19 protein-coding genes are annotated in these 14,110 nt (G+C 54.9%); 13 read left to right on the top strand and 6 right to left on the bottom strand.

Annotated elements, in window-relative coordinates:
* Both Q7T06_RS07795 and Q7T06_RS07790 read right to left on the bottom strand, forming a co-directional pair.
* The coding region (locus Q7T06_RS07795; RefSeq protein WP_304782977.1) for a response regulator at positions 1 to 311 on the bottom strand (311 nt) is incomplete at its 3' end.
* A 237-nt stretch (positions 312 to 548) separates the two neighbouring features.
* Entirely contained in the window at positions 549 to 1,127 is a 579-nt protein-coding gene (locus Q7T06_RS07790) for a glutathione peroxidase (protein WP_304782973.1), read from the bottom strand.
* On the opposite strand from Q7T06_RS07790, the gene Q7T06_RS07785 reads away from it, so the two are divergent.
* From Q7T06_RS07785 to Q7T06_RS07775, 3 genes are all read left to right on the top strand, one after another.
* On the top strand, positions 1,126 to 1,374 hold the full coding sequence (locus tag Q7T06_RS07785; protein ID WP_304782970.1) for a hypothetical protein: 249 nt from the start codon (positions 1,126 to 1,128) through the stop codon (positions 1,372 to 1,374). The two genes, Q7T06_RS07790 and Q7T06_RS07785, sit on opposite strands and share 2 nt — an antisense overlap.
* Positions 1,375 to 1,407: 33 nt before the next feature.
* Entirely contained in the window at positions 1,408 to 2,256 is an 849-nt protein-coding gene (locus tag Q7T06_RS07780; protein WP_304782967.1) for a ferritin-like domain-containing protein, read from the top strand.
* Between the two features lie 113 nt (positions 2,257 to 2,369).
* The gene (locus Q7T06_RS07775) at positions 2,370 to 2,828 is read left to right on the top strand and encodes a DUF411 domain-containing protein (protein ID WP_304782980.1); all 459 of its coding nucleotides are present in this window, start codon (positions 2,370 to 2,372) and stop codon (positions 2,826 to 2,828) included.
* A gap of 60 nt (positions 2,829 to 2,888) precedes the next feature.
* On the opposite strand, the gene Q7T06_RS07770 is transcribed toward Q7T06_RS07775, so the two are convergent.
* From Q7T06_RS07770 to Q7T06_RS07760, 3 genes are all read right to left on the bottom strand, one after another.
* Positions 2,889 to 3,380, bottom strand: a complete 492-nt coding sequence (locus Q7T06_RS07770) for a copper chaperone PCu(A)C (RefSeq protein ID WP_304782964.1) — start codon at positions 3,378 to 3,380, stop codon at positions 2,889 to 2,891.
* Positions 3,381 to 3,467: 87 nt separating this feature from the next.
* A complete protein-coding gene (gene trmL, locus Q7T06_RS07765) occupies positions 3,468 to 3,950 on the bottom strand; it encodes a tRNA (uridine(34)/cytosine(34)/5-carboxymethylaminomethyluridine(34)-2'-O)-methyltransferase TrmL (protein WP_304782961.1) in 483 nt (160 codons plus the stop codon).
* Between the two features lie 83 nt (positions 3,951 to 4,033).
* Positions 4,034 to 4,777, bottom strand: a complete 744-nt coding sequence (locus Q7T06_RS07760; protein WP_304782958.1) for a ComF family protein — start codon at positions 4,775 to 4,777, stop codon at positions 4,034 to 4,036.
* A gap of 65 nt (positions 4,778 to 4,842) precedes the next feature.
* On the opposite strand from Q7T06_RS07760, the gene Q7T06_RS07755 reads away from it, so the two are divergent.
* From Q7T06_RS07755 to Q7T06_RS07730, 6 genes are all read left to right on the top strand, one after another.
* The gene (locus Q7T06_RS07755; RefSeq protein WP_304782957.1) at positions 4,843 to 5,772 is read left to right on the top strand and encodes a methyltransferase domain-containing protein; all 930 of its coding nucleotides are present in this window, start codon (positions 4,843 to 4,845) and stop codon (positions 5,770 to 5,772) included.
* A 489-nt stretch (positions 5,773 to 6,261) separates the two neighbouring features.
* On the top strand, positions 6,262 to 7,422 hold the full coding sequence (coxB, locus tag Q7T06_RS07750) for a cytochrome c oxidase subunit II (protein ID WP_304782954.1): 1,161 nt from the start codon (positions 6,262 to 6,264) through the stop codon (positions 7,420 to 7,422).
* Positions 7,423 to 7,440: 18 nt separating this feature from the next.
* Positions 7,441 to 9,042, top strand: a complete 1,602-nt coding sequence (gene ctaD, locus Q7T06_RS07745; RefSeq protein WP_304782952.1) for a cytochrome c oxidase subunit I — start codon at positions 7,441 to 7,443, stop codon at positions 9,040 to 9,042.
* Positions 9,043 to 9,072: 30 nt separating this feature from the next.
* Positions 9,073 to 9,177 (top strand): cytochrome oxidase small assembly protein, encoded by a 105-nt coding sequence (locus Q7T06_RS07740; RefSeq protein WP_304782948.1) that lies wholly within the window; start codon positions 9,073 to 9,075, stop codon positions 9,175 to 9,177.
* A 6-nt stretch (positions 9,178 to 9,183) separates the two neighbouring features.
* Positions 9,184 to 9,762 (top strand): cytochrome c oxidase assembly protein, encoded by a 579-nt coding sequence (locus Q7T06_RS07735; protein ID WP_304782945.1) that lies wholly within the window; start codon positions 9,184 to 9,186, stop codon positions 9,760 to 9,762.
* 121 nt (positions 9,763 to 9,883) lie between these two features.
* The gene (locus Q7T06_RS07730; protein WP_304782942.1) at positions 9,884 to 10,744 is read left to right on the top strand and encodes a cytochrome c oxidase subunit 3; all 861 of its coding nucleotides are present in this window, start codon (positions 9,884 to 9,886) and stop codon (positions 10,742 to 10,744) included.
* Between the two features lie 118 nt (positions 10,745 to 10,862).
* Here the strand turns inward: Q7T06_RS07730 and Q7T06_RS07725 are convergent, their stop codons facing one another.
* Positions 10,863 to 11,063, bottom strand: coding sequence for a twin transmembrane helix small protein (locus tag Q7T06_RS07725; protein WP_304782938.1), 201 nt, complete (start codon positions 11,061 to 11,063; stop codon positions 10,863 to 10,865).
* A 75-nt stretch (positions 11,064 to 11,138) separates the two neighbouring features.
* Between Q7T06_RS07725 and Q7T06_RS07720 the strand changes: the two genes are divergently transcribed.
* The 4 genes from Q7T06_RS07720 to Q7T06_RS07705 all read left to right on the top strand — a co-directional run.
* Positions 11,139 to 11,852: an SURF1 family protein gene (locus tag Q7T06_RS07720; protein WP_304782935.1), complete on the top strand. Its 714-nt coding sequence runs from the start codon at positions 11,139 to 11,141 to the stop codon at positions 11,850 to 11,852.
* A complete protein-coding gene (locus Q7T06_RS07715; protein WP_304782932.1) occupies positions 11,839 to 12,423 on the top strand; it encodes a cytochrome C oxidase subunit I in 585 nt (194 codons plus the stop codon). The genes Q7T06_RS07720 and Q7T06_RS07715 overlap by 14 nt, the downstream gene beginning before the upstream one ends.
* Before the next feature lie 7 nt (positions 12,424 to 12,430).
* On the top strand, positions 12,431 to 13,570 hold the full coding sequence (locus tag Q7T06_RS07710; RefSeq protein ID WP_304782928.1) for a heme A synthase: 1,140 nt from the start codon (positions 12,431 to 12,433) through the stop codon (positions 13,568 to 13,570).
* On the top strand, positions 13,567 to 14,110 hold a 544-nt coding region (locus tag Q7T06_RS07705; RefSeq protein WP_304782924.1), incomplete at its 3' end, for a protoheme IX farnesyltransferase. The genes Q7T06_RS07710 and Q7T06_RS07705, both read left to right, overlap by 4 nt.

Raw genomic sequence — 14,110 nt, 5'->3', positions numbered from 1 at the left:
AACGGCTTGACCAGATAATCGTCGGCCCCGCTGTCAAAGCCGGCGACCTTGTCGTCCAGCGTATCGCGCGCGGTCAGCATCAGCACTGGCGTATCGTTCTGCAATTCGTCGCGCATCTTGCGGCACAGGGTCAGTCCGTCGATGCCGGGCAGCTTGATGTCGAGGATGACGGCGTCGTATTCATGCTGTGCCGCGAGTGCAAAGCCTGCGTAGCCGTTGGCGGCGCAGTCGAGTACATAGCCGCGCGGCTCCAGGAAGGCATAGAGGTTCGCGACGATATCGGCATTGTCTTCAATGATCAGAATGCGCATGGTGTGTAGGCGAGTGATCGCCAGTTTTCTCTTTGATGGTCTGGTTGTTTCCTGAAAAGTCGCCGGCTGTTGCTGCTGGCCGGCCAACCCCTTGCGTCTGTCTGGCGCCTGGCATCGATACTATCCGGCGTCAGCGCTGGCGTATCGTAGCATCTGGCGCGGCGTCATCTTTGCCGTATTAACAGGCGATAGTTGAATTGTCGGCGATAAACCGTTGTGCGCAAAGCCTGGCGCAATTTATTTTTGCGCCAGCGCTCTTTCAATAGCCGCTATCAAGGCCTTGTTATCGGGCGTTATTCTGGATGGATAGCTGTCGACTACCTTGCCGCTCCGATCCAGCAAAATCTTGTGAAAATTCCATTTCGGCGGCTGCGCACCAGCCTTCATCAAGGATTTATAAAATGCATTGCTGTCCGGGCCGATGACCGAGGTTTTTGCAAACATCGGGAATTTCACGCCGTAAGTGTTGTGGCAAAACTCGGCAATTTCCTTGTTCGCGCCCGGTTCCTGCTGGCCAAAATCGTTGGCAGCAAAGCCCAGGACGACCAAGCCTTGCGCCTTGTATTTGGCATACAGCTGCTCCAGCCCTTCGTATTGCACCGTAAAGCCGCAATAGCTGGCCGTATTGACTACCAGGATGACTTTGCCTGCGTACTGACAAAGATTTTGCGGGGTTTCATCTTGTAAACGATTGACGGTGTGGCTCAATGTCGCGGGGCAGGCAGCGTTGGTGGCTGCCTGTGCGGGCGCAGGCACCCCAGCACCAAGGCTGGATAGCAGGATGAAATACAGGAACAGGGAAATGAATTTTTGCATGAGGGCTATTGATGTTGAGGCAGATGGACTCATATTGCATCAAGGCGCGGCTTTTGTCATGGCTGGCGCCGCGGGTCTGATCAGTGCGCTTGGCAGGATCGTGGTTTCCAGCGCGTTGATGCGCGAGCGCAAATGCCGGATGCAATCATTTATTGATGCGTGGAAAATAAAATCCAGGGCAGTAAATCGAAGCTCATGGCATCTGATGGACAGCCTTAGTCTGGGTAAATGGCGAATTTCTTGGTAGAATCAAGTACTTAACTCAATTTTTAAGGCGCGTATGTTGTACCCAGAATTGTTTAAATCCTTAGAGCAGGTTCGTTGGAACATGGAAACAGATATTCCATGGGATCAGTTTGATGGCTCGAAACTGAGCGATGAGCAGGCGCAAACCATCCGCATGAATGCGATCACGGAATGGTCAGCCCTGCCCGCAACCGAAATGTTCTTGCGCGATAATCGCGGCGACAGTGATTTTTCCGCCTTCATGTCGGTATGGTTTTTTGAAGAACAGAAGCATTCGCTGGTGCTGATGGAATATCTGCGCCGCTTCCGGCCCGAGCTGGTGCCGACCGAAGAAGAACTGCATAACGTGCGTTTCGAATTCGATCCTGCGCCTGCGCTGGAAACCCTGACCATGCATTTTTGCGGCGAAATCCGTCTGAATCACTGGTATCGCTGCGCCGCCGATTGGCATACAGAACCTGTCATCAAGCAAATTTACAAAATCATCAGCCAGGATGAAGCACGCCACGGCGGCGCCTACCTGCGCTACATGAAAAAAGCGATGGGCGAAGTCGGCGATAGCGCACGTGTTGCGTTCGCCAAGATCGGCGTCTTGATGGCATCGGCGCGCCGCACTGAAAAACCGCTGCATCCTACCAATCTGCATGTGAATCAGTCGCTGTTCCCGAACGATACGGTGCAGTCGCGCTTGCCGGATCCGGAATGGCTGGAGCGCTGGCTCGATGGCCAGATCAAGTTTGACGGCGAGTGGGAAAAGAAAGTCGTCGATCGCATCTTGCACAATATGTCGCTGCTGTTCGAGCGCACATTCACCACCGTGCAGGAATTGAATCGCTATCGCAAGGAAATCGTGAATCGGATGGCGGCAGTGCAGGCTGCTTGAGTTCGTACTGCTGATTAAAAAAGCCGCAAGAGTGTTTGCGGCTTTTTGTTTGTCTGCGGCGCATGCATGCCGCAATTGAATATGCGTCCGCATGTCATACAGGAGAATGAATGATGCAAAGACGTACCTTGCTGCGCGCCGCTGTTGTGCTCGGCATCATGCCGGCGCTGGGCTATGCGAAAGCCGCCCAGCCGGTGATAGACGTTTATAAAAGCGCGACCTGCGGCTGCTGTACAGCGTGGATCACGCATCTGCGCGCAAACGGCTTCAAGGTTAATGCACACAATGTGCCGAACACTGCCGCATACAGGACCAAGTTAGGCGTTCCATCGTCCCTGGGCAGCTGTCACACGGGCACGACAGGTGGATATGCGCTGGAAGGCCATGTTCCTGCCAGCGACATCAAGCGCTTGCTGGCAGAAAAGCCCCGCGCCCAAGGATTGGCAGTGCCGGGCATGCCTATGGGCTCGCCCGGCATGGAAGTGGCCGGCGAGCCTGCAGATGCCTATGATGTATTGCTGTTCCAGGCGGATGGAAAGTCCGTCGTGTATCGGCGTTACGCAGCGAAATAAATAAAAAGGACGTTTTTTCAAACGTCCTTTTTATTGTCGAAGCCGGTTTATTATTTGCGGTCAGTGATGCTGGTGTTCGTCATGACTTGCGCCCGCATCTTTTTTCTTGCCGTCTTCAACCCAGATCGAGGTTTCGATTTTCCCGGCTTGCCTGAAGGTCAGCGTCAGCGGGAATTTGTCGCCGGTTTTCAGCGGCGTCTTCAATCCTGTCAGCATGATGTGATAGCCATTCCCCGGCAGCATCACCACTTTTTCTTGCGGTTTGAGTTCTATGCCGCTGACTTCGCGCATGCGCATCACATGATCGGCGCTCATAGACATCGTATGGATTTCTACCGACCTGGCCGCCGGCGATTGCGCGGAAATCAGGGTATCGCTTTGCTTGCCCTTGTTTTCCAGCGTCAGATACACCGCGCCGCTGGTCTGGCCAGCCACGGTGGCACGCGCATAGGGATGATCGACGTATACATCGCCTGCATGGTAATCATGCGCGAATGCAGTGGCGCTGAGCAGCAGGGTAAAGGCGGCGCAAGAGAGTGGGCGAAAATTCATGAAGTCTTTCCGATGAGGGTGCTGAATCTCGTCAGCGTGAAGGGAAGAAAAATTGTGCTGCTATCGTAGCGCAAAACGACTATTTGTTTACTGGCCGCCCGCAAAACCGTTTTGTCGCCACGCTTCATAGACCACCACTGCAACCGTGTTGGACAGGTTCAGGCTGCGATTGTCGGGCCGCATCGGCAGGCGTATGCGCTGCGATGGCGGGAAAGATTCACGCAAGGCTGGATCCAGTCCCTTGGTTTCCGAGCCGAATACGAATATGTCGCCCGGCTGGAAGGCAATGTTGGCAAACGGCGTAGAGCCATGCGTCGTCAGCGCAAACATGCGGGCCGGATTCAAGGGTTGATCGGTGGTGTATGCATCGAGGAAGGCTTGCCAGTTGCGGTGCACTTTCATCTTTGCGTAATCATGATAATCGAGGCCGGCGCGCCGCATCTTGGCATCGTCCAGTGGAAAGCCCAGCGGTTCGATCAAATGCAGCTGTGCGCCGGTATTGGCGCACAGACGGATGATATTGCCGGTGTTGGGGGGGATCTCGGGTTCGACTAATACAACATGAAACAAAACAATTCTCCTTGGCGAGCGAGTCGCTAGTTTATTGCGAAACCAGGCCACGCATCGCATTTTAAATTTGCTTGATGACCGTATTACCTGGGCGGGGTGCGCGCGAAAACAAGATTGGTGACGCGTGCGGCGCCGTGGCGTTTCAGGGTGGCGGCGATTTCATTGAGCGTGGCGCCGGTGGTCATTACATCATCCACTATCCCGACATGGCGCCCGCGCACCAGCGCGCCGGCATGGGCTGGCAACACAAATGCATGGTGCATGTTGCGATGGCGCTCGGCGGGTGGCAACATTGCCTGCATCAGTGTTTCGCGCGTGCGTTCCAGCAATTGCGGCGCCAGCGCTACGGCGATGGCTTGCGCCAGTGGCCTGGCAATTTCCAGCGCCTGATTGAAGCCGCGTTCGGCCAGCCTTTGCTCGCCGAGTGGAACGACAGCCAGCAGGCTGGGCATGGCGAAAGCCGGTTCACGCAATATCGCATCCCGCATCAAATGCGCGAACAGCGGCGCCAGCGCCAGCCGATTGCCAAATTTGAGGGCCAGCACCAGTTGATCGATGGGCGCGGCGTAATCGGCGGCGACTATCGTGGCATCGAAGGCAGGCGGATCGCGCAGGCAGTCGCCGCAGCGTGTTGCCTGCGTGGTCGCAAAGGCAAGCGGTGATGCGCATTGCATGCAGCGCTGCGGATGATGACTGAGAAAGCGTGCATGGCAGTCATCGCAAAGCGCAGCGTTGCCGCTGACGCCGCACAGCGCGCAGGATGAGGGTATGGCCGCCGGCAGGCGCCGGATCAAATGTCGAGACCAGTCGAGTAAACGATAAAGCATCGCGCAGCCCAGCCTTCATGCGTGTAAACTTGGCCGAATTATCTCACTGATGACTACCATTACCTGTGCCTTCCCCATCTGATTCCAATCTTAGTGCGCCGATAGACTTGAGTCGTGTGCGCACCCTGTTCGATGATCCGGCACGCATAGCCGAATCGAACTTCCTGCGGCGCGAGGTCGCGAGCCGCATGCATGAACGTCTGGCCCTGGTCAGGATTTCACCTGAACGCGTGCTGGATGCCGGTTGCGGTGCCGGCGCGGATTTGACGACTTTGCAAAAACGTTATCCGCAAGCGCTGATGCTGGGTCTGGATGCTGCGCCGGCGATGCTGGCCGCCGCCCGGGAAACACAGACTGCGGCGCTGTCGGCGATGAATCGACTGTTACAGCAGTGGTTGCCGGCTGGAATAGGGAAGGACAGCAGCGCGCGTTTGTTGTGTGGCAATTTCGCACAACTGCCGTTCGGCATCAATGCAGTCGATCTGGTGTGGTCGAATCTGGCGCTGCACTGGCATCCGCAACCGGATCGCGTGTTCGCCGAATGGCGCCGCGTATTGCGCCAGGATGGCTTGTTGATGTTTTCCTGCTTTGGTCCCGATACCTTCAAGGAATTGCGCACCGCCTTTGCTGCGGCCGATGCCGAGCCGCATGCCTTGCCCTTCGTCGATATGCATGATTTCGGCGATATGCTGGTCAATGCGGGGTTTTCGACGCCAGTAATGGATATGGAAACGCTGACCGTCACTTATGGCTCGGTTGAAAAATTGCTGGCAGATGTGCGTGCCTGGGGCGGAAATCCGCTGGACACCCGGCGCCGCGCCTTGCTGGGCCGGCATGCGTGGCAGCGGGTGGTGGATGTGCTGGAGCAAAGTCGGCGGGCAGACGGAAAAATCCCGCTGACCTTTGAAGTTATTTACGGCCATGCATTCCGCCCGGCGCCACGCACGACGGCAAGCGGGGAGGCGATCATCCGCTTCGATTTACCAAAAAAATAATTATCTTATTGATACTTTTTATTTCTGCCTGGAATCGATGGATGTTGCGGGTGCGCGCTCAGGGTGCAACGCATTTCCTGCATTTATTCTGTACAAAGAGTAGGAAAAGCCTGTGGCGCGAGGGTGTTGTCATTTGTTTTTATGCTTGATAACACTGCCCTTTCCGACTTATACTTCGACGGTTTTGCGCAATGGCGCTATTGCGTCGGCGCGTTATCGGTCACGTATTTCCAGTTGGATGCAGCATGCATCCGGCTACGGAAAGGCGGTTTTGATCGATGACTGGCAGAAGGTGGAGTTGATCCGGGCCAGTGCTGTGCAATCAATTGGTGGTGATGGGATTGTCAACTACACAGCTTGATGTGGGGTGATTCCTGATGAAATACAAGAGGCGCGAGTTCATGTTTGAACGAACTGCGTCGGGAACTGGGGCAGGCGGTAGTGCCCGGTGGTTAAACAGAATTCTTAATTTGGGCTTTTGAGGAAATCATGAAACATGCGAAGCGCCTTCAATCTTTGATGCTCGGTGCGTCGCTCATGGCGGCAGGTATGCCGTCCTGGGCGGTAACCGATAGCCCGGGCGGCCCGGCAGTACGTCAGTTGAATTTTCACCAACCTGTGACGCAGATCGCTGAACAGATCTATTCGCTGCATACATTGCTGCTGATTATCTGTCTGGTGATTTTCCTCGCCGTTTTTGGTGTGATGTTCTACTCGATTTTCAAGCACCGTAAATCGCTCGGTCACAAATCGGCCACCTTCCACGAAAGCACCGCAGTTGAAATCGCGTGGACTGTCGTTCCATTCCTGATCGTGATCGGTATGGCGCTGCCTGCGACCAAAACCGTGGTTGCGATGAAGGATACGTCGAACGCCGACATCACCATTAAAGCCACCGGCATGCAATGGAAATGGGGTTACGACTACCTCAACGGCGAAGGCGAGGGCATCAACTTCCTGTCGAACCTGTCTACGCCACGCGAGCAGATCGTCAATCCTGGCGTGACTAAAAACGACAACTACCTGATCGAAGTCGACAACCCTGTCGTCGTGCCGGTCAACAAGAAAATCCGTATCGTCCTGACAGCGAATGACGTGATCCACTCGTGGATGATTCCTTCGTTCGGCGTCAAGCAGGATGCGATTCCTGGTTTTGTGCGTGATACCTGGTTCAAGGCTGAGAAAATCGGCACCTACCGCGGTCAATGCGCCGAATTGTGCGGCAAGGATCACGCCTTCATGCCTATCGTCGTCAATGTAGTCAGCGACGAAGACTACACGGCATGGGTCAATGGCAAGAAAAAGGAAATGGCTGCGAACGCAGACGATCCTGCCAAGACATGGACCGTGGACGAGTTGGCCCAGCGCGGCGAAAAAGTCTACACAGCGAATTGTATCGCTTGCCATCAGGCAAACGGCAAGGGCGTGCCAGGCGCGTTCCCTGCGCTGGATGGATCAGCTATAGTCAACGGTCCTAAAGACGCGAATATCAACATTTTGCTGAATGGCAAAAATGCGATGCCTGCGTGGAAGTCTGTGTTGTCTGATACCGAAATTGCTGCGGTGATTACCTATACCCGCAATCATTGGTCCAACAAGGCGTCGGAAAATATTGTTCAACCAGCTCAAGTGCTGGCTGCGCGTAAGTAATTGAATCAGGAGATTGAGATGAGCACAACCGCAGTCGATCACGCACACGATCACTCGCACGACCACGACCATGCGCACGATCATCCGCATGGCTGGCGTCGTTGGGTATATGCGACCAACCACAAGGATATCGGTACGTTGTACCTGTGGTTTTCTTTCGTCATGTTGTTGTCCGGCGGCTTCCTCGCGATGTTGATTCGCGCTGAATTGTTCCAGCCTGGCCTGCAATTGATGCAACCTGAGTTTTTCAACCAGCTGACCACGATGCACGGTCTGGTGATGGTGTTCGGCGCGATCATGCCGGCCTTCGTCGGCTTTGCCAACTGGATGGTGCCGCTACAAATCGGCGCTTCAGACATGGCATTTGCGCGGATGAACAACTTCTCGTTCTGGCTGCTGCCGCCTGCAGCATTGCTGCTGGCAACATCGTTCCTGGTTCCTGGTGGCGCAACGGCTGCCGGCTGGACGCTGTATGCACCGCTGTCGACCCAAATGGGACCTGGCATGGACATGGCAATTTTCGCCATGCACCTGATGGGCGCCTCGTCGATCATGGGTTCGATCAACATCATCGTCACCATCCTGAACATGCGCGCGCCTGGCATGACCCTGATGAAACTGCCGATGTTTTGCTGGACCTGGTTGATCACCGCTTATCTGCTGATCGCTGTGATGCCGGTTCTGGCTGGCGCGATCACGATGACCTTGACCGACCGTCATTTCGGCACCTCATTCTTTAATGCAGCTGGTGGCGGCGATCCAGTCATGTATCAGCACATCTTCTGGTTCTTCGGACATCCAGAGGTGTACATCATGATTCTGCCGGCGTTCGGCATCATCTCGCACATCATTCCTGCATTCGCCCGCAAGCAATTGTTCGGCTATGCATCGATGGTGTATGCAACTGCTTCGATTGCCATCCTGTCCTTCATGGTATGGGCGCATCACATGTTCACCACCGGTATGCCGGTGACTGCGCAGTTGTTCTTCATGTACGCAACGATGTTGATTGCAGTGCCTACCGGCGTGAAGATTTTCAACTGGGTTGCGACGATGTGGAGAGGCTCGATGACGTTCGAGACACCTATGCTGTTCGCAATCGGCTTTATCTTCGTGTTCACGATGGGTGGCTTCACCGGCTTGATTCTGGCGGTAACGCCTATCGATATCCAGTTGCAGGATACCTATTACGTGGTTGCCCATTTCCACTATGTGCTGGTGGCTGGTTCCCTGTTTGCCTTGTTCGCCGGTTTCTACTACTGGGGTCCAAAGTGGACAGGTTACATGTACAACGAAACACGCGGCAAAATCCATTTCTGGGGTTCGCTGGTTCTGTTCAACATTACCTTCTTCCCTATGCACTTCCTGGGATTGGCCGGTATGCCGCGTCGTTACGCTGATTACCCTGCGCAATTTACCGACTTCAACGTGATTGCGTCTATCGGCGGCCTCGGCTTCGGCTTGATGCAGGTGTACTTCCTGTTTGCAGTCGTGATCCCATCGATCAAGGGCGGCGTGCCAGCTGCTGACAAGCCATGGGATGGCGCTGAAGGTCTGGAATGGACTGTGCCTAGCCCAGCACCTTTCCACACTTTCGAAACACCGCCGACTGTTAAGTAAATGGAGTGGCGGGCGCGAGCCCGCCTTCATATGACGGATCAAAAAAAGCGTAATTTGCGTACCGGCCTGATACTGGCGGTAATAGCAGCGGTCTTCATGCTCAGCGTGATCGCCAAACGCGTGTGGTTTAGTTAGGGCAAGATGGAAAACCAGACAGAACCAACGGGCAGGTTGAATGCCCAGATGTTCGGCAAGCTGATCGTCATTGCGGTGATGATGTTTGGTTTTGGTTATCTGCTGGTGCCTATATACAAGCAGATTTGCGAAATTACCGGCGTCAATATCCTGAACTCGCAAGAGATGAAGGTAAAGCCCATCGATAATTCGCAAGTCGACAAAAGCAGGACCATCACGGTTGAATTTGATGCAAATACGACCGGGCCATTCCGCTTTCGCCCGACGGTAAACAGCATGCAAGTGCACCCGGGTGAAATGACGCAGGTGGTGTACGAAGTGGTGAATACGCAGGCCCGCAGTGTAGAGGCGCAGGCGATTCCAAGTTATGCGCCGCAACAGGCTGCAGCGCATTTCAAGAAGGTGGAATGTTTCTGCTTCCAGCAGCAAACGCTGGAAGCAAGCCAGGCCAAGCAGATGCCGGTAGTGTTTTATCTGGATCCGGCGCTGCCCAGGGATGTGAAGACGATTACCTTGTCGTACACTTTCTTTGAGATTGCCAAGCCTGAAAAAAAGGCGGCATTGAAGCCGGCTGTAGCAGGATAAGTGAACAATCGGCATGCAGTCTGGCCGATGCTTGAAATGGAATTTTTATCGCGACGCTTGTGACCTTGGTCAGGGTTGTCGTGGCATCGTAACTATTTGAATATTGTATTGGGAGATGGAGATGAGTGCTCAACACGCGAATGCGCCTTATTATTTCGTGCCTGGCCCGTCCAGATGGCCGGTAACGGCTGGTATTTCGCTGCTCATAATGATGGCTGGTGCATCAGCTTGGGTCAATGATATCGCCTGGGGCCCGTATCTGAATGCCGCCGGCTTGATCGGCTTCCTGGTCGTGCTGTACAAATGGTTCGGCGAGGCAATCGGCGAATCCGAAAGCGGCATGTACAACAAGCGCATCGATGCATCCTTCCGCTGGAGCATGAGCTGGTTCATTTTTTCCGAAATCATGTTCTTTGCTGCATTCTTCGGCGCCTTGTTCTATGCCCGCAGCATCACCATGCCTTGGCTGGGCGATCTTGATCACAAGATGTTGTGGCCTGACTTCGCTGCACACTGGGGTAACGTCGGTCCTGCCGGCACGGTTGAGTCATTTGCGACGATGGGACCATTCTGGGTGCCAACGATCAACACGATCCTGTTGCTCACCTCCGGTGTGACCCTGACGATCTCGCATCATGCGATACGTGAAAACCATCGTGGCCAGACAGCATTCTGGCTGGCTGCCACTATCTTGCTGGGCGCGATTTTCATGGGCTTCCAGGTTTATGAATACATGCACGCATACAGCGAGCTGAACCTGAAATTGACGTCGGGTGTCTATGGCTCAACGTTCTTCCTGTTGACCGGCTTCCACGGCTTCCATGTGACGCTGGGTGCGATCATGCTGAGCGTGGTGTTGTACCGTGTCCTGAAGGGCCACTTCACCGCTGACAATCATTTCGCTTTTGAAGGCGCAGCCTGGTACTGGCACTTTGTCGACGTGGTCTGGCTCGGTTTGTATGTGGTGGTCTACTGGCTGTAATTTGCGCTTGCGGTAGTTGGCGAGGCATACAAAAAAGCCGCACTTCGGTGCGGCTTTTTTACGATTGCAGCGCCATGTTGTACGACATGCAAAACGCAGAATCAATAAGCAGTGGGTATCAGCGTATGCCGGTCGGTTGTATATAGCCGAGGCGGTACGCAAGCAGTATCAGGATGAAGAGTGCGATCGAAAATCCGACGCGCATTGCCAGCGCCTTGACCGTGCGATTGCTTTTGCCCTTGTCTTTCATCAGAAAGAATAGTGCAGATCCGAGGCTGCCGAGGATCAGGAGAAAGGCAATGGCGACGATGATTTTCATGATGATTTTATATGGTCGAAGGTCTGATTGTGCAGGCTATTCGACACTGCAGGTATTGAGTGAAGTGATATTGTAATGCGAATCACCTTCCAGTTTAGGCTCATTCCATTCGTTGCCGCCGCAATACTGGTTGCGATCGGCTTGTCGCTGGGCCAATGGCAGACGCGACGCGCTGCCGAAAAAATTGCAATTGAAGAAAAGCTGCAGGCCCGGCAATCTGCACCGGCGCTGCAGCTGGGTGCGGCCCCAGCCAATCTCGATGAGCTTGAATACCGTCGCATTGTCGTCCGGGGTGAATTCCTGCGCGATTGGCCTGTCTATCTGGACAACCGTCCCTACAATGGTGTGGCCGGTTTTTATCTGTTGATGCCGTTCAGGATCGCGGCCAGCAACCGGCATGTACTGGTTGCGCGCGGCTGGATACCGCGTAACGTCGCCGACCGGACCAAGCTGCCGCCTGTAGTTACACCCGCAGGCACGATAGAAATCGAAGGCACGGCGCGCAAGTCGATCGGACAGGTGATGCAGCTGGGCTCGGTGAATGCGCTGCTGCCGAATGCGATTTTGCAGAATATCGACATCGCCAGCTTTGCCGCATCCAGCAAGCTGGATATGCAAAGCATTTTTCTTGAGCAGTTGACGGATACCCAAGATGGCTTGGTGCGGGAATGGCCCTTGCCATCGACGGGCGTGGACAAACATCGCGGCTATGCTTTCCAGTGGTATGCACTGGCAGCGCTGGCTTTCATCTTTTTTGTTGTGACAGGAATTCGACGTGGAACAAAATAAACACAAAGGCCGCTGGAAGCTGTTCGCTGTCGTTCTGGTATGCGCGGCACCGATCATCCTTTCTTATTTCACGTATTACGTGATCAAGCCCGAGAGTCGCACCAATTACGGCGCATTCATCGATCCGCGCGCCCATCCTATTCCGGTGCTGGGTGCCAGCACGCTGGATGGCAAGGCGATGGAACTGGATGCATACAAAGGCAAGTGGATCATGCTGCAGGTAAACGATGCCGAGTGCCAGGCAGCTTGCCAAAAGATCTTGCATGACATGCGCCAGTTGCGTCTGGCACAAGGCAAGGAGATGGAACGCGTAGAGCGGGTCTGGCTGATTACCGATGCCAAGCCGGTGGATACCGCGCTGATGCGCGAATTTGATGGCACCAATATGCTGCGTGCCAGGGCTGATGCAGTGCGCGCCTGGCTGCCGGTGGAAGAAGGCACTACCGCATCTGATCATATCTACATGATAGATCCGCTGGGCAATCTGATGATGCGTTTCCCGAAAGACGCAGACCCGAACAAGATCAAGAAGGACTTGTACAAACTCTTGAAAGCTTCCGCAATTGGTTGAGTCCGGCATGCTGTTTCAGCTGGCGAGCAAGGGCATCTTCGTTGCCCTGCTCGCGTTCGTCATCATCTGGTCTTCCAGGGACCCGAACAAATATCGCAAGCTGGTGTGGGTCACCCTGTTCCTTACTTTCGATGTGATCATGTTTGGCGCATTCACGCGCCTGACGGATTCAGGACTTGGCTGCCCGGACTGGCCGGGTTGCTATGGTCATGCGAATCCGCTGCAGGCGCTCGAACACATACGCGCTGCCGAGGCATTGATGCCGGATGGCCCGGTAACCGTGATGAAGGCATGGATAGAAATGATCCATCGCTATCTGGCCATGGGCATAGGCGTCTTGATCATTGCGATCGTGGTGATTGCTTGGCGCTTCTGGTTGCAGAGCGGCCGCACGCTCACCAGGTTCGCGCCGCATTTCCCGATGCTGTTGCTGGCTTTTGTCTGCGTGCAAGGGGCTTTCGGTGCGTGGACCGTGACGATGAAATTGCAGCCTGTCATAGTCACGATACATTTATTGCTGGGCATGACCTTGCTGGGCATGCTGACGTGGGTGGGCGCACGGCAAAAGGATCATGCCCCGGTCGATAGTCGCGCCTATGCGCTGCGGATACCGGCGGCCATTGCGTTGACCTTGCTGGCATTGCAGATTGCGCTGGGTGGCTGGGTCAGCACCAATTACGCGGCGCTGGCTTGCATGGATTTTCCTCTATGCGATGGCGCACTGATGCCGCAGATGGATTTCGATAACGGATTTACACTCTGGCGCAGCCTGGGGAAAACCGCCGAGGGCGACTATCTGCCATTTTCCGCACTGATGGCAATCCACTGGACGCACAGAATGTTTGCGTTTGTAGTGGCCGCTTACATCGGCTGGGTAGGCTGGAAGGCACTCAGGATTGAAGGATTGCAGCCTGTGGCGCGCGCTGTTCTGGCCGCACTGGCCTTGCAAATCACGCTAGGCATCGCCACGGTTTCATTGAAATGGCCGCTGGCACTGGCGGTTGCGCACAACGGCTGCGCGGCATTACTTGTGCTGTTGCTGGTCATGTTAAACTACAAGGCTCGAATCCCGGGGCAAACCGGGCAAAATCGTGAGCCGGATCACATGGATACCCGCTCATCGTCCGCATCAAAAGATAACGCATGACTACCCTGACCGCTTCTCCCAATCGCATCGCTCAATACTGGGCACTGACCAAGCCGCGCGTGACCCAGCTGGCAGTTTTTTGCGCCGTGATAGGCATGTTTCTGGCGACGCCGGAACTGCCAAGCTGGAAAATCGTGATCGCGGCAACCGCCGGTATCTGGTTGCTGGCCGGTGCAGCATTTGCCATCAATTGCCTGGTCGAACGTGAGATTGATTCACGCATGGCGCGTACAGCGCGCCGTCCTATGGCGCGCGGCGAAATCACCGTGCCGCAGACGCTGGTTTTTTCCGGCGTTATCGGCGGCGCCGGCATGTGGATACTCTACAATTTCGTCAATCCGCTGACGATGTGGCTGACCTTTGCCACCTTCGTCGGCTATGCAGTGATATATACGATCATCCTGAAGCCTGCGACGCCGCAAAACATCGTCATCGGCGGTTTGTCCGGCGCGATGCCGCCAGCCCTGGGTTGGGCTGCCGTTGCGAATGACCTGCCGATGCAGGCATGGATACTGGTCTTGATCATTTTCATCTGGACGC

This window comes from Herminiimonas sp. (genome assembly GCF_030645555.1).
GTDB lineage: Bacteria > Pseudomonadota > Gammaproteobacteria > Burkholderiales > Burkholderiaceae_D > Oxalicibacterium.
Note: the sequence above shows the minus strand (reverse complement) of the source record. Positions and strands in the feature narration are given on the sequence as shown.